This is a genomic window from Paenibacillus xylanivorans, assembly GCF_001280595.1.
GTDB classification, from domain to species: Bacteria; Bacillota; Bacilli; order Paenibacillales; family Paenibacillaceae; genus Paenibacillus; species Paenibacillus xylanivorans.
Genome location: NZ_LITU01000061.1, coordinates 19,381 through 39,164 on the forward strand (window position 1 = coordinate 19,381; position 19,784 = coordinate 39,164).

The following is a 19,784-nucleotide window of genomic DNA, read 5'->3' on the forward strand; positions in this document are numbered from 1 at the left end:
ATTTCATGCAAAAAAACAAGAGGGTTTTGGCTTTTGCAAGTGCGGCATTATTGATTCTTACGTTGTGTTTGTCTATTTCTCCTTCCATCGTATCGGCAGCTTCCGCGTTTAATCAAACGCAGGCTTCCAGTTACAATAGTCAGTCTGGAGTCCAGCTGGAAAGTTCCAGCGAGGGCGGGCAAAATGTCGCATTTATCGACAACGGCGATTACATTGTATTCAACAATGTGGATTTTGGCAGCGGTGCCAATTCAATCGACGTGAGAGCTGCAAGCAATAACAGTGGCGGTACCATTGAGGTCCGTCTGGATAGCCTAAACGGGACACTCGCGGGAACTGTTGCTGTTCCAGGTACGGGCGGGTGGCAATCCTGGCAAACCAAATCCGGGTCGATCAGTGGTGCCACTGGTGTACACACGGTCTATCTTAAATTCACTGGCGGAACCGGAAATTTGTTCAATCTACTCTGGTTCAAGTTCAGTGCATCCGCCGCAGGCAGCGGAGGAGATGTCGTAGGCAAACTGTATGCCGGATATCAAGGCTGGTTCAACGCATCCGGAGACGGTTCACCGAACGGGGGCTGGGTGCACTGGTCCAAAAATAGTAGTGCACCATCAGCAAATGGCAACGTGAATTTCGAGTTGTATCCAGACCTTCGCGAATATTCCAAGCTGTATCAGACAAGTTTGGCGAACCTCGGTAATGGTTCTCCTGCCAAATTGTTCTCCTCATATGATCAGGAGACGGTCAACAAACATTTTGAGTGGATGCAAACCTACAATATCGACGGTGCAGCATTGCAACGGTTCGGCGCAGATGAGAGTGACACACCTAACAACTGGAAAAGCAACCGGGACAGCGTAGCCGTCAAGGTTAAGAATGCCGCGGAATCCTATAATCGCAAGTTCTATGTCATGTATGACATTACGGGAATGAATGCGAGCAATTGGGTACAGGCAGTCAAGCATGACTGGACGACTAATGTCGTGAACAATATGCACCTTCCATCATCTTCGGCTTATGCGAAGCAGAACGGCAAAATGGTTGTCTGCATCTGGGGTATTGGCTTCACGGATCGTCCGGGTACTGCAGCAGAGGCGGCCGATTTGATCGGTTGGTTCAAAAATCAGGGGATCTATGTTATCGGTGGCGTGCCTACGTATTGGAGAACGGGTAACAACGACTCCCGATCCGACTTTATGAACGTCTACAAGTCGTTGGATATGATCTCGCCTTGGTCCGTTGCCCGCTTCGGCAATATTCAGCAAGCGGACAGCTTCAAAAGCAATCAACTTCAGCCCGACCTGACCTTTACCCAGCAGAATGGAATTGACTATCAGCCAGTTATCTGGCCGGGTTCGGCTTGGTCGAACATGACTGGAGGCCCAAGAAACGAAAATCCGCGTCTGCATGGTGACTTCATGTGGAGGCAGGCCTACAATCTGAAGAGCATCGGCATTAATACTGGATATATCGCAATGTTTGACGAGTACGATGAAGGCACAGCTATTGCCAAGATGGCAGAGAACAGCTCCATGATTCCAACCAATCAATATTTTCTGACGCTGGATGCCGACGGTGTTGCCGTATCTTCGGACTTTTATCTCCGACTTGCAGGGGATATCAATCGCATGTTCAAAAACCAGATTCCAGTGACTGCGAACCATCCGACGAGTCATCAATAGAGCCCAAAGGGCATGATTTTAACAAGTAAGTATACGTTCAGGAGGATTTAAAATGACTGCTAATGATATTGACTTTGAAACCACACGCCAAAAGACTACATCCATGAATCCAGTAATTACATCCATATACACAGCAGACCCTTCGGCCCATGTATGGAATGACGGTAAAATTTATATTTACGCTTCTCATGACATGGACCCAGCCCGAGGCTGTGATCTCATGGACAGATATCATGTTTTCTCCTCGGAGGATATGGTTCACTGGTTGGACGAAGGGGAAATACTCCGTTCGGACGACGTTTCCTGGGGCAGACCGGAGGGCGGCTTCATGTGGGCGCCTGACTGTGCATACAAGAATGGGACATATTACTTCTATTATCCGCATCCAAGTGATTCGAACTGGAACGATTCCTGGAAAATTGGGGTTGCCACCAGTCGCAACCCAGCGCATGGCTTTACGGATCAAGGGTATATCGAGGGACTTGGCGGGTTTGCACTAATTGACCCGTGTGTACTTGTAGACGATGACAACAGCGCCTATATCTATTATGGTGGCGGCAGTGTCTGTCTAGGAGGTAAGCTCAATGAAGATATGATGTCTCTGGAAAACGGTATGACAGAAATGCAAGGTCTCGAGGATTTTCACGAGGCGGCCTGGGTATTCAAAAGAAACAATCTTTATTACCTTACCTATGCGGATAATTTGGAAAATAACAACCGTATGAGATACGCAACAAGCGAGAATCCGCTTGGTCCATGGACGTACCGAGGCATCTTCCTGGAGCCGACCGGCTGTTCCACTACCCATGGTTCTGTAGTGAAATTCAATGGGCAATGGTATCTTTTTTATCACAATCAAGCGATCTCTGGAGAAGGTACGCTGCGCAGCGTATGTATCGACTATCTGGAGTTCGATGAAGATGGTTCCATCAAGCCTGTGGTTCAGACAAGGGAAGGTGTGTCCTCCGTCGGTCCAGCCCCAGTTCCTGTCCAGCAACGGAAGGTTTATGCGGGCGCAGCCAGCCAGGTCTTTGGTGGAGCTGAAATCAGAGAATTGCAATCCGGGCAAACCGTGGTCGGGAATCTTCAATCCTCAGAAGCTTTCGCCTTGTTTAAAAATATAGATGGAGGCGAAGGCGGAAGAGCATCAGTTGAGCTTCATTATGCGACAGGCGAACGACTAGCCAAATTGCATCTGACGATTAATGACCAGGACTATTCCTTGCTGAATGCGTTATCCACTGGCGGTTTGCAAGAATTTAACGGGATCACAAATATCACCGTTCCTTTGGAGCCAGGCAATGTTAACACAATCAAAATTTCAGGTGGACATGGAGAGATCAATCTTTTATGCCTCACCGTTATCCCGCTGTTGGATTAATACGTAAGAAACGGGATATACGTCTAAACCTCAGGAGAGTTTTCCTGAGGTTTTTTCTTGTTTATATGAACGAGTGAGTTCTAAAAAAAGATAAGCACTTTTTTCCAACAAAATGCCAAATAAATGACAACGAAATGTTATTTCTATTTGTAACTGCTTACTTTATGCTAGATTTCAACACCAGATGTAAGACAGAAGCGCACGTAGAGAACCTTGATGTATTTGTAAGCGGTAACAAAAAACAGACTAGGAGGAAATCATGTGAGGAAGAGTCGTCGATTCATGTTCACGCTGTTGGTTATTTTATTAATGGTTTCGTCGGTGCCACTCCCTGCCAAAGCCTATCAAAATCCGCAAACGTTACCGGATGAATGGGGACAATATGGACTCGGGGACCCCTATGTATTGAAATTTAATGGATATTATTACCTGTATGTAAGCACAAGAGATACGGACGATGGTGTCAAAGTCTGGAGCTCCAAAGACCTGGTGAATTGGTCGTACCGTGGATTAGCTGCAACAGATCCCATTACGCACGGAGCTTATGCTCCTGAAGTCGTTTACTGGAATGGCATGTTCTACATGTATACATCACCTGCCGGAAAAGGTCATTACGTGCTGAGCAGCACAAGTCCTACCGGACCCTTCAATGTAGTAACTGGCAACCTTGGAAAGTCGATTGACGGTAATGTATTCATTGACGATGATGGCTCGTTCAGCTTCTATCACGCCGCACAGGGCCGCATAGATGCAGCACCGATGAGCAGTCCGACTGAGATCGGAGTGAGTGCGTCAACAGGAGTGGGGATGGGAGGCTGGACTGAGGGTTCAACCGTCTTCAAACGAAATGGAAAATACTATATGACCTATACAGGTAACCACGTATTTAGCAAAGGATATCGGGTGGATGTAGCAGTTAGCACCACAGGTCCGAGGTCCGGTTATGTTACTGATAACACAAACCCGGTATTAATTCGTACAGAGGGCCCAACCGTGGGATTGGGACACAATACCGTAGTAACAGGACCTAATCTGGACACTCACTATATGATGTATCATAATTTGGAAGGTAATGGGATAATTGGACCGCTACGGCATCTGAACATGGACCGAATTGTATGGAACAACGACAAGATGATCGTGCAAGGTCCGACTTCAACGGATCAACCCAATCCTGAAATGCCTGTTTTCTATGACTATTTCGATCGTTCTGCAATCGGGAGCAATTGGTCCAACGTGAACGGTGGTAATTGGGGCATCTACAATCAGGAACTCATGTGGCAAAATTCAATGGGCAGCTCAACTTGGTATAAACAAGTGACGGCTTCGAGCAGCGCATCGGATTATACGGCTGAATTTAACATGAAGGAAATGAATCGGGGAACGTCCACCAATCCGAGATACGGTGCTACATTTTCCTATACGAATGAGAACAATTACGGTGTTGCGCTGATTAGTTCGAAAAACAAAAGACTTGAGACATTTTTCCGAATTAACGGAGTGGATCAGGCTTGGCAAACATTCGATCTGCCTGCCGACTTCAATTATTCGAAATGGCATAACATACGGATAGAAAAATCGGGATCAACGTTTAAATACTACGTAGATGGTATGTTCAAAGCAACGCGTACCGCCAATGTAGGAGCAGGCAAAATTGGTGTTCTGACAGAGGATACGCATGCGGACTTCGGCTATACTGCTTTTAACAACGATGTGAACGGAAGCAGCGCATGGAATGCCTCCAAACCGATTCCAGGCACAATCGAGGCAGTTCATTATATGAAAGGAGGCGAAGGTGTTGCTTATCACGATACAACGGCCGGGAACCTGGGCGGGGCTTATCGGACCGATGCCGGGGATATTCGCCTGAATAACGAAGGACTGTTCAACTTAGGCTGGAATCAGACTGGAGAATGGTATAAATACAAAGTAAACGTAGAGTCAAGTGGATATTACGATATTGATTTTCGCATGGCTACCTCGTTGGACGGGGCTCAGATCCGAGTGTGGGATGGTGCGACCGACTTAACGGGTATCGTCAATGTACCTAATACGGGCGGATGGGATAATTGGAAAAACATATCGAAGAAAAAGGTCTATTTAAACGCCGGCCAACGGGAATTAAAGGTTGAGTTCGTAACAGGTGAGGCCGATTTCTCAAGAATGACATTTCAGAAAAATGTTGATGTGACAAGCGTAAGCGATAATTTTAACGACGGCGATGACAATGGATGGACCCGGTTTGAAGGAACCTGGGCGGTAGAGAACGGAGAATACAGTGCAGCGAGCACCGGACCTGCCAAATCTACATTTGGGGATTCGGGATGGGCGGATTATACGGTCGAGGCAGATATCAAGATGATTGACTCGGGGGGAGATGGGGGCTTGCTTGTCAGAGTATCCAATCCATCCCACGGCACTGAGCGAGGCCAAAACAATTATGATGCTTTACAAGGATATTACGCCTATCTGACCACGAGCGGAGTCAGTTTGGGCAAGATGAATTATAATTGGGCGCTCCTCAAGAGCAACGCGCAGTCATATTCCACCAATACCTGGTATCATATGAAAGTTGCCGTTAATGGTACAAACATCAAAGTTTATGTGGATGATATGGTCACTCCGAAGATCGATTATACCGACAACAGCTTGAATCCGTTCACGCATGGCAAAATCGGTGTTAGAACGGCAAACAAGCATACGCATTTCGACAACGTATCGGTTACTCCTTGAACCGGAAGCTAAGCGTTGAGAATGAAAATGGTTGTAACGAGAACTGAAATGCATATCAAGCCGCCAATTGGCGGCTTTTTTGCCTTAAACGATATAAGCTATTATAACCCAGTGGTGCCTTCCTCTGATCTCCTTCACCACCGTCATTTCCCATTAGCCAATCCAACCCATTTCATTGATAATTGAATAATGGATTCGACAGGAGAGGGTGGTTGGTAATGAAAAGTAGTGATCTGCTAATTGGATCGCATGTATCCTTTGGAGGAAAAGAGATGCTTCTCCAGGCTAGTAAAGAAGCTGCTTCTTACGGCGCATCTACTTTTCTGATGTATACCGGCGCACCGCAGAATTCGAAACGAAAACCTATTTCGCAATATAATATAGAAGCAGGACAATTGCATATGAAGCATCAGGGCATTTCCAATATAGTTGTGCATGCTCCATTTCTGATAAATCTGGCCAATAGTTACAAGCGAGAGGTGTTTGATTTTAGCGTACAATTTCTACGGGATGAGATCGAACGAACGGCATCGCTTGGATCAAATCAGCTTGTTCTTCACCCCGGGGCCCACGTAAACGCTGGATTGGACATCGGTATTCGACAAATAATCCGGGGATTAAATGAAGTATTACAAGACGATAATCACCCGGAGGTACAGATTTCGTTGGAGACGATGGCGGGAAAAGGAACAGAGTGCGGAACAAGCTTTGAAGAACTGGCACAGATTGTCGATGGCGTGCAACGGAATGAACGGATTTCCATATGTCTGGATACTTGTCATGTTCATGATGCTGGGTACGATATTGTTCATAATTTTGATGGGGTACTCGAGCAGTTTGACAAGGTACTTGGCCTTGATCGATTGAAAGTACTGCATATCAATGACTCCAAGAATGTGCGGGGATCGAGGAAAGATCGCCATGAGAACATCGGGCACGGACATATCGGACTTCAGGCTTTGGATTATATCGTACATCATCCCGAACTCGTGTCACTTCCGAAACTGCTTGAGACGCCGTCGATTGGCAAAATAAAATATAAAAGTGCACCTTATCGACATGAAATTGCCCTGTTAAGAAGAGAGTGCTCTGAACCCGTGCAGAAGGAAGAGGATTCTTCAGAAAGCAGTAAGTAGAGAGCATTACAAACATTCGCTCACTCATTCCATGTTTATTCTCACGGGACATATGTTAAAATGGATGTAGAACGTTACTTTTTACTAAAAAGGAGGCCGCCATGCAGCCAATAGAGCCTCAAGACATCCAACACCGGATCAATCAACTTCTCGATCAGGACCTATATTTACACCTCGAACTCACGTCAGGTGCTTACGCCAGTCACTTCGATAGCACCAGGCACCCGGGGTCGGCATTCATTTCCAATGCGGTCATACGATATACGCAAGGATCTATCTCGGGCACGGGCCCATACCGAGTTGGCTTAAAGACTACTCACGGCTGGATATACGCTGAGGGACTTACACACATTGACGAGCTGGAACAAGAAAGACTCATTCTGGCTGGTCACGATAGTCAAGGAAAACTGGTTGTAGCTTTACAACTTAGTCGGGAATTGTTCTGATGAAAGCGGAGGATCAAATAAGCATGAATAACAAACAGATTGAACATCAGCGCATTTTAGTTGTGTTTCCCCATCCCGATGATGAAGCATTCACTGCTTCGGGAACGTTGGCGAAGTACATAGAAGGCGGTGCTCAAGTCACTTATGCTTGCCTGACTCTAGGGGAGATGGGACGTAATATGGGCATCCCTCCATTTGCCAACCGGGTCACCTTGCCAATAATCCGTAAGGATGAACTCATAGAGTCCTCCAATGCGATTGGTATTCAAGACTTAAGGATGCTGGGTTTTCATGATAAAATGATCGAGTTTGAAGACCCTGAGCTGCTAGATGGCCACATCTTGGCGCTGATTAAGGAGCTTAACCCATCACTGGTCATTACTTTCTATCCGGGATATAGTGTGCATCCCGATCATGATGCAACCGGAGCCGCAGTTACGCGAACGATTGGTCGATTGCCCGCAGAGGAAAGACCTATTGTGTACTGCTGCGCATTCTCGAACAATCACGAAGAGAGCATCGGGAAAGCGGATGTGATTGAAGATGTGAGCGGGTTCCTTGCCAAGAAAATGGCGTCGATTCGAGCTCACCGTTCACAATTCCAAGCGCCGGAACTTGTCGGCAAGCGGGAAATGGATGATGAACAAATCCGAAATCGGTTTGGAAGAGAAGCATTTTGGACCTATAAGTTCGATTGATTTTACAATCTGTAGAATCTAATTTGCGTAAAAAGTCGCCATTATGGCGACTTTTTTTTGTTTTAGACATACCATATTGTTCAGGTGGTGAATGGAGTGGGAAGGGGAGAGCGTATGGTTTCTATGCGCTTCCATGGGTAATAACATATTGACCATTAAACTCGTAAGGAGTGATACAATTGAAAGAACTTCGTTCTGTTTTTATTAAAATCCCGATATTCGTTATGTTTCTTGCAATTACAGCTTGCTCTGGAGAAACGGAGCCGCCTGCAACCTCTGAACCGTCAGCACCAACAAATGAGTCGGTTACAGCTCCCACCACAGAGAATGTAGAAACATCTGAAACGACACGACCGCAAACAGAAAGTTTTGATTTGATGACAGAGGAGGGGAATTCATCACAAACGGCAACCTTGCATCCATTGTAACATGTCCTCTTTTTTCACTGTCTACCATGAGGGGATAATACCAGGGGTTGTTCCCTTATACGTTACAAGGAAATTCCGGTTTACAAAAAAATAAGTAAAAGAATTCCGACTACGAAGCAATAGTATGAAAAGTAAATCAAGTTCCCTCTAGCCATAATTCCCATGAACCATCTCATTGAAAAGTAGGTTACGATAAGGGTCGTAATGAACGCTAAAATGTAAGGTATAGCCAACTGCGCGCGGTGCGGATCGGTTACGATGTCAGATGCACCTAATATTACCCCGCCAATGCTAATCGGAATGTAGAGCATAAAGGAAAATTTCAACGCCGTTTCCTGTTTCATCCCGACAGCAATAGATGCTATGACTGTTGCACCAGAGCGGCTTATTCCAGGAATAAGAGCCACGGCCTGAGCCAGACCTACCAGTACTGCGTCTTTCGCAGACAAATCGCCATCTCTTTTCCGCCCGCGAAGGTTTCGAATGAGCCACAGAGCAACCCCTGTGATCAGTAAACTAATCGCAACCGTATAGACAGAAGTGAATATTTCTTCAATTTTATCCTTGAATAGAACAGCCCCGATCGCAGCAGGGAGGGTACCAATGATTATGTATAGACAAAACATGAAATCTGCTCTGTACGCTGTATCGCGAGAGATTAGGAATCTCCAGCCTCCGACAATTAGTTTTTTGATATCTGCCCGAAAGATAAACATAATGGCAATCAGTGAGGCTGTGTTTGTCAAAATTTCAAAAGATAATCCGTTCTGCTTCATGCCAAGCAATCGTTGAACGATAATCAAATGTCCACTTGAAGAAACCGGGATAGGCTCTGTAGCCCCCTGTACGATACCTAATAACACATATTTCAACCACAAAATAACGTCTTCCATTGTATCCTCCTACCAATTCTTGTAATTTAACCACTGCATTCCTTACAATCATAACGGTTACCTTTCAGAACTTGCAAATGTATAGATCCTATCTTCGATTGGCTTTGACATATTTAAGCTGGGCAACAATGATGACACTAATAATCACGAGTAGGAACCACGAACTGATTTTGCTAAAACTAACCAGCTGCCAGGAGTCATGTTGATCAGGGTATTTCCAGCCATTAAAAAAAGTAGCTATATTTTCAGCCGTCCAGATGAAAAAACCTACGATGATGAAAGCGAGCGTGAGTGGCATTCGATAGGTAGTTATTCGCACCCGGTAGATGATCCATGTTTTCCGAAAAACAATAAATACAAGGGCCGTCAACCACCAACGAAAATCGGGAATAAAATGATGTGTGAAAAAGTTGATATAGATGGCTCCTCCTAGTAGAACCGAAGATACAAACCCAGGCCAGCCTGTCATGTCCATACGCAATCTGCGCCATATTTGACACATAAAGCTTGCTACACTTGCATACATAAATCCACTATAAAGGGGGACACCAAAGAGCTTGGTATACCCAGGCTCAGGGTATGACCAGGATCCCATCCACACTTTATACATCTCCAGCACCAAACCAATCACGTGAAATATACATATGACCTTGATTTCATCACGTGTTTCCAATCCGCTGCGGTACATAAGGTACTGTACTGCTAATAAAATAAGCAGAATGGCATCATAGCGATAAAGAAAGGGTATCTGAATTACGCTAGAGAGAGCCAACGTTCCAAAGATCGCCACAGGAAAAATGCAACTCATCGCTTGATGATAACCGAAATGCAGCAGCTGTACTAAAGGTTTCAAGTTATGTTGATCTCCTTCCCAAGCCTTGTTCATAATAATATAGATATGGTCCGTTTGTAAAAAGAGAAAAAAAGATATATATATTTTCTTATTTTCAATTCGAGCTTATTCGAAGACAAATAAGGCCCCTCGTCAACTGGAGGGACCTTGTTTTTTGGCTAATCCATTTATGCATTTTCAGATAGCTTGTAGGCAGATTTAATCGTATGTTCGATGAGCGTCGCAATCGTTACAGGACCAACACCGCCCGGTACAGGTGTAATTGCTGCAGAAGGAACAAAGCAAGCTTCGTAGTCCACATCTCCGACGTTGCCTTTGTTATAACCTGCATCAATAACGACAGCACCTGGTTTAATCCAGTCTCCTTTAACAAAGAGCGGTTTGCCCACGGCTGCAATTATGATATCGCCAAGCTTCACAATTTCCTCCAGATTCACGGTTTTGGAGTGGCAAGTCGTCACCGTTGCATTCCGGTTTAGCAGCATGGCTGAGACAGGCTTGCCCAGAATTGGACTTCTTCCGATGACAACCGCATGTTTGCCCTCGATCTGAATATTGTAGAAATCCAGAATTCGCATAATAGCCTGTGGTGTACAGGAAGGGAATTCTGCGTCTCCAAAAGCATTAAGTGCAAAACCGAGGGTCGTTACACCGTCAACGTCCTTCTCGATACTAATGGCATCAAAAGCTGCTCTTTCATCGATATGATTCGGGACAGGGTGCTGAAGCAAAATACCGTGTACGGAAGGGTCATCATTTAGCTTGTTAATTTCTTGAATCAATTCATCCGTGGTGGTATCCGCAGAAAGAACGACCTTAATGGAATGCACGCCTAAACGAGCACAAGCATTTCCTTTCATCCGCACATAGGTCGCTGAAGAAGGATCATCTCCGACGAGAATTGTAGCGAGACTAGGCTGAATGCCTTTTTCCTTAAGAATGGCAACCTTCGAGGCCATGTCTTCCTTCATAAAGTCCGCTACCGTTTGTCCATTCAAGATCAGTTTGTCAGTACTCATTTTCACATCGCCCTTTCAACATAAAAAAGAGGCAAGGAAATAAATATTCCTTACCTCTGCCCAGGCGTACGGCTTATTACAAAACCATATGCTCCCTCACGGTTCACCGTGTTCGCCAGTTACATATGATCGTTTAAATTGTTTAGATTGATAGTACTTGAAAAAGCAGAATTGTTCAATAGTTAATGGATCTCTCTTTGATTTGTATGGGTTATTAGTTTCCATGGTAGCCCCAATCTTCGTCATATAGTTGATAACTGTTATCACTCGTGATATATTGTTAACTAGTAAATCATTTAAGGTTTAATTAGTGAACAAGACTGATCATTTAAGGGTTTTTTTATTGTTTATAAGTAAATAAGGAGCGATAGCAGAATGGATTCAAAAGATCGAACAAAACAGTTACTGTATGACCAATTTATCCGGTTTTTACATGTATATGAGAATCACAAGGATACGGAAATTGAACATTTTCTAAGTATCGCCCAGCGCGAAAGCATCGACAAAATCCCTCAGCATTTGACCGCGGTTCATATGATAGATTGCATTGGCAAGCATGAGCCTATTAACAACACGGGTATTGCTGAGGCGATGAATTTGTCCAAAGCAAGTATTACCAAGATCGGCAACAAACTGCTGGAGGAAGGATTCGTCAAACGTACGAAAATGAATGACAACAAGAAGGAGAGCTATTTCCGGTTGTCACCGCAAGGCAAAAAGATCTTTGAACTGCATGAACGTTTACATGTACTTGAGGCTGAACGGTTCTATCGTTCTTTGGACAAATATTCGGAACCGGAGCTGAAAATAATACATCAATTTCTTCAAGACAGCAGCATGGATATGGAATCCAGAAAAACTGAAGGAGAGTGAAACACTTGAGTCTGGCAGAATTGATCAGGGAACGCAGAAGTATTCGTAAATGTAATTCTACACCGGTGGAACAGGAGTTGGTGGTTGAATTGCTGCACAAGGCCACACGGCTTCAACCAACTGTTGAAGCTGGCTCATGGCGTGTTGTTTATGCCGGAACTCCCGAAGCACGCAAACGGTTGGTTGACTGCATGCTGGAACAGATGTCGCAGAGCAAGCTCGGCAAGTTGATTCCGGGAAAACTGCTGGATGTGTTTAAAAAGAGGTTTACCGATATTCCTGCTCACGTCATTGTTATGTCGACTGTAGGACCGGATCGTCTGACCAATGACCGCAATTATGCGGCAGCCTGCGGGCTGATGCAGAGCTTCCAACTGCTGGGCTGGGAACAAGGGTTAGGAATGCTGTGGGATACAGAGTCCATGATTCAAAATGAAGGCTTTTTCAAAGGAATTGGACTACGTGAGGATGAAAGATTTGTTGGCATTCTTCATATGGGATATTACGACAAAGCGCCAAGAAGCCGGAAAAGAACACCCGCTGAGCAAAAGTGGACTGTATTTCAGGGTCAGACTACATAGAAGGGGAGGATGTAAAAATGGAATTGTCCGATCTGCAAGGAGGCATACACAGTCCAAAAGATTTTTTGGATCGACCGGTATCACAGGAGCTAATCCTTGAATTGCTCAATCACGCCGTGTGGGCGCCAAATGATGGACTCCGTGAGCCGTGGCGATTTATTTTTGCCGATAACCGTAATGGGAAACTCATGCAGGGATTGCAGGAACACGCTCCAGCGTATCTTCTGGTTCTGGTGAAGGAAGAGGCGGATCATCATAAGCGGGAAGAGGACTTTGCAGCCGTCTGCTGTCTGATCCAAAATTTTCGTTTGCTTGCCCATGAACAGGGCTTGGGTGTCCGCAGCACGTTGCATGACTGGATGTACGACCGGAGTCGTGCTGAAACGTTTGGCGTACTGGGCAACGAGCGAATTGCTGCGGTTTTGGATTTGGGATATGGCGCTGAACAGCCGGAAGGGAAAGCTGAGATGGCTGAACCTCAGCTTCAGTTCGAACTGCTGTAGCGTGTAAGATGTAGGGAAGAGAATTCAAATTAATGAGGAACGACAAAACCTTGACGGGGATTGTCGTTCTTTTTTTATGTGGTGTGTATCCGGATTGTAGATTAAAAGTCAGCTAAAGCGGATACACACAACTAATCCAGAGATTCACCTCTTTTAAAAAATGATGTTTCTATAATGTGTTAATTACTTTGTTATGCGAATTTAATTGTGTTCTATTCTGTAAAGCAGATAAATCACCATCTAAATTCTTCAGATTTGGAAGGAATGCTGCAGCGGCCGAACAAAGCAAGGGGAGCAGACCCAAAGACAAGAATAAAAAAGGAATACCATATAGTTCTGCAACCGCTGCACCTGCAAAAGCACCTACAGGCTGCAGTCCGCCACCAATGAGGAACCGTATTGAGTTAACTCGGCCTTGCAGGGGTCCGGGGACAAGTGTGCCATGTAAAGATGAACTGAGAGAACCAAAGAAAGGTCCTGCTGCACCAGCGGCACATAAGGCAACGAGCGCAAATGGATAACTCGGGAATAGGCCCAGTAAGGCGTTAAAAAGCCCAATGGCGGCTAGGCTGCACAGCATGACTGTCCGTCGTCTTTTGATTTCACCCATCCACGAGATGATCAATAGTCCTACTAATGTGCCACATGCAGAAGCAGTGGTGAGTGTGCCCATTGCAGCGGCATCCCGATCTAACACTTCACGAACAAAAGGAACCATCATCGTCCAGATAGCTACAGAAGACATGTTGCTGATCGAAACCATTCCCATAATCGAGAGCATGGCCGGGAAACTACGATAAAAGGAGAAACCTTCGTGAATATCTCTGAGATAAGCTTTAATTGAAAAGGACGCCTTAGCTGCTACTGGCTTCTGCATTGTGGGCAGATAGAGTAACGTGGCAATGGCGGCGGTGTAACAAACGGCGTTGATGCCAAGCGTTGGCAACGCCCCGGCGGCGGCAGTAAGAGCTCCGGCTAAGGCTGGGCCCAACAAAGCAGCTGCATTCCGGCAGCCGTCGATTACCGCGAATGCACGCACCAGTTTGCGTTCATCTGATACTCCCGGAACAATTGCCATTGCGGTGGGCAGGAACAGGGCAGAACATGCCCCGCTTAGTCCTGCGGCCAGAAAAAGGTGCCATAATTGCAAGTGGCCTGCGAGTCCCAGACTCAGCGGTAATATGAGAGCAAGCAACCTAACAGAAGCAAGCACTGCCATGAACCGCCCTCGGTGTAACCGATCGGATAAAGGCGAGCCGAGCAACCGAATGGCAACTTCTGGAATGCTAAAGCTTAGTGCCATCGCACCCATGGCCATCTTAGATGCAGTTATTTCATAGACAAGCCATTCCATAGCCAGAAGACCAAATACGTCACCAAATGAACTCAGAGTGACAGTAGCTAGTAAACCATAATAACTGCGCTTAAGCATGGATGTTCCTCCGTGTGCGTAAGTTAAAGGGCACTATCATCATTCTTCAATATAAGCTGAAATCTGTTCCGAAAGCTTGTTGAGTGCTTCCAGACGCAAGCTGTAAGAGGTAGTTTTCTGGTTATAATGCACGATGACAAGCCCCGCTGCCCTCAATGAAATCAGGTGGTAGTGTACTGTGCTCTTAGAAAGTTTAACCTCGCTAACGATCTCAGTGAATGTTAACTGCCTTCCAGCCAACAGGCGGAGGATGTATAATCTGGTCTCGTCGGACAATGCTCGTGTTAGACGCAACAACCGATGTTCAGGACGGCCCGTTGCTGGTGGGAGAATATCGGCAGAGTAACTGGTGAAGATCACTTCATCAAAGATGGCTGAGGTGACAAAGGGACGAGCATGATATTGAGGGATTAGAATCACTTGTTTGAGCAGAGGGGGGGGGTATAGACGCATACCTTCCGTTGCCTCCTCATAGACCTCTAGGTCATTGGTTCCGTTCAGACTGGACCGTCTGGTTTCAGCTTCTAAGGCGAGACCTTCGATAATCGACGAATCAATTTGGCTGAAATAGTGGGTATTCCATTCACGAAGCGCTTCGGATGTCCGGCTTCGCAGTTCCGGGAGATTGGAGGGAACAGACAACTTCACATTAGCAGCGATGTCATATAGCTGGCCTGTGTTTAGGTCTTCAAGCCAATCCAAAAAACCACTCACTGAGCGTTCTTCAGGACAGCTCCAGATATAAGGTGCAAGGCTAAAATCATCTACAAGTTTCATCGTCTCCCGCATTTGTTGCAGTTTGGCAGGTGCGAACCGATCCTGCACTTCTCTGACCCATAGTTTTCCAGCATCCAGAGCATTATGATTCTGTTTGCTCATGAAAACCGTCAGGCTACTTACACATTCATAAATGGGTGCGAAATCAACTTCCACTTTGTAGTTCATAGATCGAATTTCTCCTCGTCTTTCTTGTTCTATATTTATAGAACAACTAATTTGTTTTATTGTATACGAACAATCATGGGTTTGCAACAAAAATGTCCAATGATCTACTTATTCTCTTCAACGAAAAAAGACGTTTCTACGGGTGGCGAGCACCTGAAGAATCGTCTTATGATTTATACTGACAGCAAAATGAGCAGACTGGTTTTAAAATAACCGAATAATACTCTCCAAAAGTGTATATTGAAACTTTAATCTTGGATTAGTGCTGTTATCTGATCTTTCACATTGACATCACTCAATCCCCCGTGGTAACAAACGACAGATGTAATGTCGAGATCTGCATACTTTCTTAACGAGAGTTTTGCTGCGTTCATATCCGGTGTAGTCGGGGCGTGAATTCCCCCAAGCATACCGTCTACACTGTACATTGAATCCCCTGCAATGAGAGTTTTACTTTCCTTCAAATAAAGACTAATATGACCGGGTGTATGCCCAGGCGTGTGAATAACGCGAATCCCGCCGCAAAACGGCAGTTCCTGACCATCTATTAGGGTATGGTTCACTGTGCTCTTTGGCGGATTCTCCAGGTGACCATCTTTTATAAGAGGCAGTTCCCCTTGGATGTAGGGCTTATCCAGTTCGTGTGCATATACTTTAATAGCGTTACCACGCGTCTGCAAAATCTCCGGTAGATTCCCTATATGATCGACATCCTGATGGGTCAAAATCACCGCCTTTAGTTTGTCTAACGAGACGCCAACTTTTTCCATTGCCACACGTAAATCCTCATATTGACCTGGAAAACCAGTGTCTATTAGAATAGTCATTTCCTGATCCTTTAAAAGAATAGGGTGTATCACATTCCCATGATAGTCCAGATGGAGCATTTCGACTCCCTTTGAAATTTCCATAATATTAGTCCTCCGTAGAAAGAAATAGTATCTCTTTGTAAACGAATCAACTTCGTAAAAAGATACGGGGTAGAATTGGAAAATAGATTTGTGTTTTCCTGTGAACCAAACCAAGTATAGGATGATCTAATGAATAGAAGGAATGAGAGGAAAGGGGGAGCATTGGTGGATTTATCAGAAAAAGCAGAACTTGCAAGACAAGGAGATAAGGAAGCTTTTGTGTTTTTAATACGTGCTGTCCAACAAAGCCTATTTGTTATAAGAAGATCAATCGTTAAAACGGATGAAGATTGTGCAGATGCGATACAGGAGACCATCGCCAAAGCTTTTTCTAATGTACATACACTGAAAGAGCCCACTTATTTTAAAACTTGGATCATTCGGATTTTAATCAATGAGTGTAATCGGATTATTAAGAAAAAGAAGCGAGTATCCCTTGTCCCTTATGATATGAGAAAGACATCATATAAGGGGGATTTTGAACAAATTGAGCTGTTTGAGGTAATTGACGAATTGGATGAAAAGCTTCAAACCATCGTGACACTTTTTTATATCGAGGATTTATCGGTCAAGGAAATATCTAGAGTGCTTGAAGTTTCTGAAGGAACAGTAAAGTCAAGATTATTCAGGGCCAGACGACAATTATCCGAGCTCGTTCTAGGGGAAGGAGAGGGCAAATATGAATTTTCATGATCCGGTTGACGGTGAGCTCAAGCAATTATTTAATACTAAAAGAAAAGACCTGATCATTCCTGATACAGTACAACTTGCTATGGAGAACGCACTTTCCTCCATTTCTGAGCAGAATGTAAAAAAGAGATATCCTCATAAACGATGGAGATGGGTAGCAGCAGTTATAGCACTCTTTTTCATCCTAGGAGCGGTTTCGATTTATTCCGTGCCAACATTTGGTGAGATGATCCGGTCTTTATTTGCTAAGGATAACCCAGATATTGGACTTTTGCGGGCACAAGAATTGGGACTAGTGCATAATCCTCATATCAAAGTAAAGGACAAAGGTTATACGCTGGTAATTGATGAAGCTGTTGCAGATCCTACACGAGTGACGATGGCTCTTCAACTCTTTGATAAAAAAGGTAAGCACGATCGCTATAAGTTACTCCTTGGAGAGCTGAACAACATTACGATCAAAGATGCTAACGGTAAAGAATTAGACACCATGTACGATATGGGGTACACAAATGATTTTTATTATATGGTTGCTTTCTTCAATGAGCCATTGCAAACAGACAAGATTACAATAGAAGGGAATATTGGGAAGCTTGGCAACAGGCAAGAACCTTCCATTGAAGGAGATTGGAACTTTAGCTTTGATATAGATATGAGAGAGGCTAACCAGCAAACGAAAATAGAAGAATTATCAGGTAGCTACACAACGCCACACGGAATGACTGTCACTTTAAAGAGGTTAACAAGAATGGTGCAGGGAGTCCGTTTTGAACTGGAGACTGAACTTAATGATGCTGCAATGGCAAGGTCACCCGGTGATTTATGGGAAAAGCAGATGTTGAGCTTTCACTTTGAAACCATAGAGAATGAGGAAATTCATTCGGTAAATTCGAGAAAGAATGGTGACATGGTTAGTCTGATGTCTACTGATTATGCAGTCATTGGAGACGGGAAGATTCGTTGGAGTTATATTTTCAAGTACTTGCCAGAGCATGAACCGTATCGTTTTATTTTGGATGGTTACTCGGTCGCCGAAATAGACGGCAGCAAAATTTCCTTTAGCCCATCGGAGCTGATAGAACCCAAATCTTTTCAAATATTAACAGATCGCATAGAGTTGGTTGGGACGTCGCTTGAGGACTCACAAAACCCTGATGCCACATATGAAACGGCCGTATCGTTCTACGGGGAAATGGATAATGAAATACGTAATGAAGAATGGAAGGCATACGATTCAGAAGGCAATCAGTATGATGTTAGTAAGAGGGGGGCGTCAACTTTAAAAAATACGCTTACTGATAATTGGAGAGAGGGATTTATTAGCATGGGAGATCGAGATATGCAGCAGCCTTATGAATACCGGATCACGGGGTTAGACTACATCCCGGAGGAACTTATCCTGGTAAGACGAGTAGTGGATAAAAGGTACAAAGATCCTGACTGGTCTGTAATGCTAAAATAATTTTTTAATCTGTAGTCTATCAACCACTAATACCCTCATTATTACTTTCTCTGCCGCCCTTCTGGGCGGCTTTTTCCATATTTGTTTTCTTGTAGGTACAAGTCGGTTTTTAGAATGCAAGTAGAACATAATCTAAACATATTAGAGATTATTCTTTAGTTTGTTAGGTTTTTATGTAACCGCTATCATTCTATAATTTAGTCAGAAAGGAGGTTAAAGTAAAAAAAGAGAATCGCGTCAAATGGAATTGAGAACTTCAACTGAGAATGAGACGAAAGCAGTAGATAAGGAAAATACAATCATATCGGGAGGTAGAGTATGTTTAAATTCAGTAAAAAATTGATGACGGTCGTTCTGGCAGCTTCCATGAGTTTTGGGGTATTTGCGGCAACCACAAGTGCGGCAACAGATTATTGGCAAAATTGGACCGATGGCGGCGGAACAGTCAATGCTGTTAATGGATCAGGCGGTAATTACAGTGTAACGTGGCAGAATACAGGGAATTTTGTAGTTGGTAAAGGTTGGAATGTAGGATCTCCAAACCGGACAATTAATTATAATGCAGGTGTCTTTGCACCATCTGGTAATGGGTATTTGACCCTTTACGGATGGACGAGAAATGCACTTATCGAATATTACGTTGTGGATAGCTGGGGTACGTATCGACCAACCGGAACGTTTAAAGGTACCGTAACAAGTGACGGGGGTACCTATGACATCTATACAACGATGCGATACAACGCACCTTCCATTGATGGAACGCAAACCTTTGCCCAGTACTGGAGCGTAAGGCAGTCTAAGAGAGCGACTGGGGTTAACTCCGCTATTACATTCAGCAACCATGTGAACGCATGGGCAAGTAAAGGAATGAATCTGGGTAGCAGTTGGTCTTACCAGGTGTTAGCGACAGAAGGATATCAAAGCAGCGGAAGTTCCAACGTAACGGTGTGGTAAGCAATTCACGGCAAGCCATTCTATAAAAGTAAAACAGATTTTTATACATTAGGGCAGGCCCAAGGCCTTCCCCTCAGCTCCACCAATTCATCCCAATTCGTTGAAGGCCGTTTCCTTCTTGAGACAAACGGTCTTCGACGTTAACGGATGAGAATTGCAGA

At 44.6% G+C, this 19,784-nt stretch carries 19 protein-coding genes and 1 riboswitch; of the genes, 13 read left to right on the forward strand and 6 right to left on the reverse strand.

The window, feature by feature from the left end:
• The first annotated feature begins 68 nt into the window (after positions 1-68).
• From AMS66_RS16365 to AMS66_RS16395, 7 genes are all read left to right on the forward strand, one after another.
• Complete coding sequence (locus AMS66_RS16365) at positions 69-1,685, forward strand: carbohydrate-binding protein (RefSeq protein WP_236703449.1); 1,617 nt, start codon at positions 69-71, stop codon at positions 1,683-1,685.
• A gap of 52 nt (positions 1,686-1,737) precedes the next feature.
• A complete protein-coding gene (locus AMS66_RS16370) occupies positions 1,738-3,066 on the forward strand; it encodes a family 43 glycosylhydrolase (RefSeq protein WP_082350744.1) in 1,329 nt (442 codons plus the stop codon).
• A 261-nt stretch (positions 3,067-3,327) separates the two neighbouring features.
• Entirely contained in the window at positions 3,328-5,799 is a 2,472-nt protein-coding gene (locus AMS66_RS16375; RefSeq protein ID WP_236703450.1) for a family 43 glycosylhydrolase, read from the forward strand.
• A 218-nt stretch (positions 5,800-6,017) separates the two neighbouring features.
• On the forward strand, positions 6,018-6,935 hold the full coding sequence (locus tag AMS66_RS16380; RefSeq protein WP_181014131.1) for a deoxyribonuclease IV: 918 nt from the start codon (positions 6,018-6,020) through the stop codon (positions 6,933-6,935).
• Positions 6,936-7,036: 101 nt separating this feature from the next.
• Positions 7,037-7,381 (forward strand): YojF family protein, encoded by a 345-nt coding sequence (locus AMS66_RS16385; protein WP_024631702.1) that lies wholly within the window; start codon positions 7,037-7,039, stop codon positions 7,379-7,381.
• A 23-nt stretch (positions 7,382-7,404) separates the two neighbouring features.
• Positions 7,405-8,079 carry a bacillithiol biosynthesis deacetylase BshB2 gene (gene bshB2, locus AMS66_RS16390; protein ID WP_053781932.1) on the forward strand — a complete coding sequence of 225 codons (675 nt, stop codon included), beginning with the start codon at positions 7,405-7,407 and terminating at the stop codon, positions 8,077-8,079.
• 179 nt (positions 8,080-8,258) lie between these two features.
• Entirely contained in the window at positions 8,259-8,507 is a 249-nt protein-coding gene (locus tag AMS66_RS16395) for a hypothetical protein (protein ID WP_053781833.1), read from the forward strand.
• Between the two features lie 80 nt (positions 8,508-8,587).
• Here the strand turns inward: AMS66_RS16395 and AMS66_RS16400 are convergent, their stop codons facing one another.
• The 3 genes from AMS66_RS16400 to AMS66_RS16410 form a co-directional block, all read right to left on the reverse strand.
• Positions 8,588-9,400, reverse strand: coding sequence for an undecaprenyl-diphosphate phosphatase (locus tag AMS66_RS16400; protein ID WP_053781834.1), 813 nt, complete (start codon positions 9,398-9,400; stop codon positions 8,588-8,590).
• 88 nt (positions 9,401-9,488) lie between these two features.
• The gene (locus tag AMS66_RS16405) at positions 9,489-10,286 is read right to left on the reverse strand and encodes a DUF817 domain-containing protein (RefSeq protein WP_053781835.1); all 798 of its coding nucleotides are present in this window, start codon (positions 10,284-10,286) and stop codon (positions 9,489-9,491) included.
• A gap of 134 nt (positions 10,287-10,420) precedes the next feature.
• Positions 10,421-11,272: a bifunctional 5,10-methylenetetrahydrofolate dehydrogenase/5,10-methenyltetrahydrofolate cyclohydrolase gene (locus AMS66_RS16410; protein ID WP_053781836.1), complete on the reverse strand. Its 852-nt coding sequence runs from the start codon at positions 11,270-11,272 to the stop codon at positions 10,421-10,423.
• Positions 11,273-11,323: 51 nt separating this feature from the next.
• Positions 11,324-11,405: riboswitch (ZMP/ZTP riboswitch) on the reverse strand.
• Between the two features lie 242 nt (positions 11,406-11,647).
• Between AMS66_RS16410 and AMS66_RS16415 the strand changes: the two genes are divergently transcribed.
• Genes AMS66_RS16415 through AMS66_RS16425 form a run of 3 tightly spaced genes read left to right on the forward strand, consistent with a single transcriptional unit; the run spans position 11,648 to position 13,229 of the window.
• Positions 11,648-12,145, forward strand: coding sequence for a MarR family transcriptional regulator (locus AMS66_RS16415; protein WP_053781837.1), 498 nt, complete (start codon positions 11,648-11,650; stop codon positions 12,143-12,145).
• Positions 12,142-12,726: a nitroreductase family protein gene (locus AMS66_RS16420; RefSeq protein WP_236703451.1), complete on the forward strand. Its 585-nt coding sequence runs from the start codon at positions 12,142-12,144 to the stop codon at positions 12,724-12,726. The genes AMS66_RS16415 and AMS66_RS16420 overlap by 4 nt, the downstream gene beginning before the upstream one ends.
• Positions 12,727-12,743: 17 nt before the next feature.
• Positions 12,744-13,229 carry a nitroreductase family protein gene (locus AMS66_RS16425; protein WP_053781839.1) on the forward strand — a complete coding sequence of 162 codons (486 nt, stop codon included), beginning with the start codon at positions 12,744-12,746 and terminating at the stop codon, positions 13,227-13,229.
• Positions 13,230-13,398: 169 nt separating this feature from the next.
• On the opposite strand, the gene AMS66_RS16430 is transcribed toward AMS66_RS16425, so the two are convergent.
• From AMS66_RS16430 to AMS66_RS16440, 3 genes are all read right to left on the reverse strand, one after another.
• Positions 13,399-14,661: an MFS transporter gene (locus AMS66_RS16430; RefSeq protein ID WP_053781840.1), complete on the reverse strand. Its 1,263-nt coding sequence runs from the start codon at positions 14,659-14,661 to the stop codon at positions 13,399-13,401.
• A 39-nt stretch (positions 14,662-14,700) separates the two neighbouring features.
• Positions 14,701-15,606: an ArsR/SmtB family transcription factor gene (locus AMS66_RS16435; RefSeq protein ID WP_053781841.1), complete on the reverse strand. Its 906-nt coding sequence runs from the start codon at positions 15,604-15,606 to the stop codon at positions 14,701-14,703.
• Between the two features lie 248 nt (positions 15,607-15,854).
• Entirely contained in the window at positions 15,855-16,517 is a 663-nt protein-coding gene (locus AMS66_RS16440; protein WP_053781842.1) for an MBL fold metallo-hydrolase, read from the reverse strand.
• A 165-nt stretch (positions 16,518-16,682) separates the two neighbouring features.
• On the opposite strand from AMS66_RS16440, the gene AMS66_RS16445 reads away from it, so the two are divergent.
• The 3 genes from AMS66_RS16445 (at position 16,683) to AMS66_RS16455 (ending at position 19,623) form a co-directional block, all read left to right on the forward strand.
• Entirely contained in the window at positions 16,683-17,210 is a 528-nt protein-coding gene (locus AMS66_RS16445; RefSeq protein WP_053781933.1) for a sigma-70 family RNA polymerase sigma factor, read from the forward strand.
• Positions 17,197-18,669 carry a DUF4179 domain-containing protein gene (locus AMS66_RS16450; RefSeq protein WP_053781843.1) on the forward strand — a complete coding sequence of 491 codons (1,473 nt, stop codon included), beginning with the start codon at positions 17,197-17,199 and terminating at the stop codon, positions 18,667-18,669. The genes AMS66_RS16445 and AMS66_RS16450 overlap by 14 nt, the downstream gene beginning before the upstream one ends.
• A 318-nt stretch (positions 18,670-18,987) precedes the next feature.
• Positions 18,988-19,623: a glycoside hydrolase family 11 protein gene (locus AMS66_RS16455; RefSeq protein WP_053781844.1), complete on the forward strand. Its 636-nt coding sequence runs from the start codon at positions 18,988-18,990 to the stop codon at positions 19,621-19,623.
• The last annotated feature ends 161 nt before the right edge of the window (positions 19,624-19,784 follow it).

What these genes read in the sequence shown, in the direction of transcription:
- AMS66_RS16370 (WP_082350744.1), top strand. Translation starts at nt 1,738, where the DNA reads ATGACTGCTAATGATATTGACTTTGAAACCACACGCCAAAAGACTACA.
- AMS66_RS16380 (WP_181014131.1), top strand. Translation starts at nt 6,018, where the DNA reads ATGAAAAGTAGTGATCTGCTAATTGGATCGCATGTATCCTTTGGAGGA.
- AMS66_RS16385 (WP_024631702.1), top strand. Translation starts at nt 7,037, where the DNA reads ATGCAGCCAATAGAGCCTCAAGACATCCAACACCGGATCAATCAACTT.
- bshB2 (WP_053781932.1), top strand. Translation starts at nt 7,405, where the DNA reads ATGAATAACAAACAGATTGAACATCAGCGCATTTTAGTTGTGTTTCCC.
- AMS66_RS16400 (WP_053781834.1), bottom strand. Translation starts at nt 9,400, where the DNA reads ATGGAAGACGTTATTTTGTGGTTGAAATATGTGTTATTAGGTATCGTA.
- AMS66_RS16405 (WP_053781835.1), bottom strand. Translation starts at nt 10,286, where the DNA reads ATGAACAAGGCTTGGGAAGGAGATCAACATAACTTGAAACCTTTAGTA.
- AMS66_RS16410 (WP_053781836.1), bottom strand. Translation starts at nt 11,272, where the DNA reads ATGAGTACTGACAAACTGATCTTGAATGGACAAACGGTAGCGGACTTT.
- AMS66_RS16415 (WP_053781837.1), top strand. Translation starts at nt 11,648, where the DNA reads ATGGATTCAAAAGATCGAACAAAACAGTTACTGTATGACCAATTTATC.
- AMS66_RS16425 (WP_053781839.1), top strand. Translation starts at nt 12,744, where the DNA reads ATGGAATTGTCCGATCTGCAAGGAGGCATACACAGTCCAAAAGATTTT.
- AMS66_RS16430 (WP_053781840.1), bottom strand. Translation starts at nt 14,661, where the DNA reads ATGCTTAAGCGCAGTTATTATGGTTTACTAGCTACTGTCACTCTGAGT.
- AMS66_RS16435 (WP_053781841.1), bottom strand. Translation starts at nt 15,606, where the DNA reads ATGAACTACAAAGTGGAAGTTGATTTCGCACCCATTTATGAATGTGTA.
- AMS66_RS16440 (WP_053781842.1), bottom strand. Translation starts at nt 16,517, where the DNA reads ATGGAAATTTCAAAGGGAGTCGAAATGCTCCATCTGGACTATCATGGG.
- AMS66_RS16450 (WP_053781843.1), top strand. Translation starts at nt 17,197, where the DNA reads ATGAATTTTCATGATCCGGTTGACGGTGAGCTCAAGCAATTATTTAAT.
- AMS66_RS16455 (WP_053781844.1), top strand. Translation starts at nt 18,988, where the DNA reads ATGTTTAAATTCAGTAAAAAATTGATGACGGTCGTTCTGGCAGCTTCC.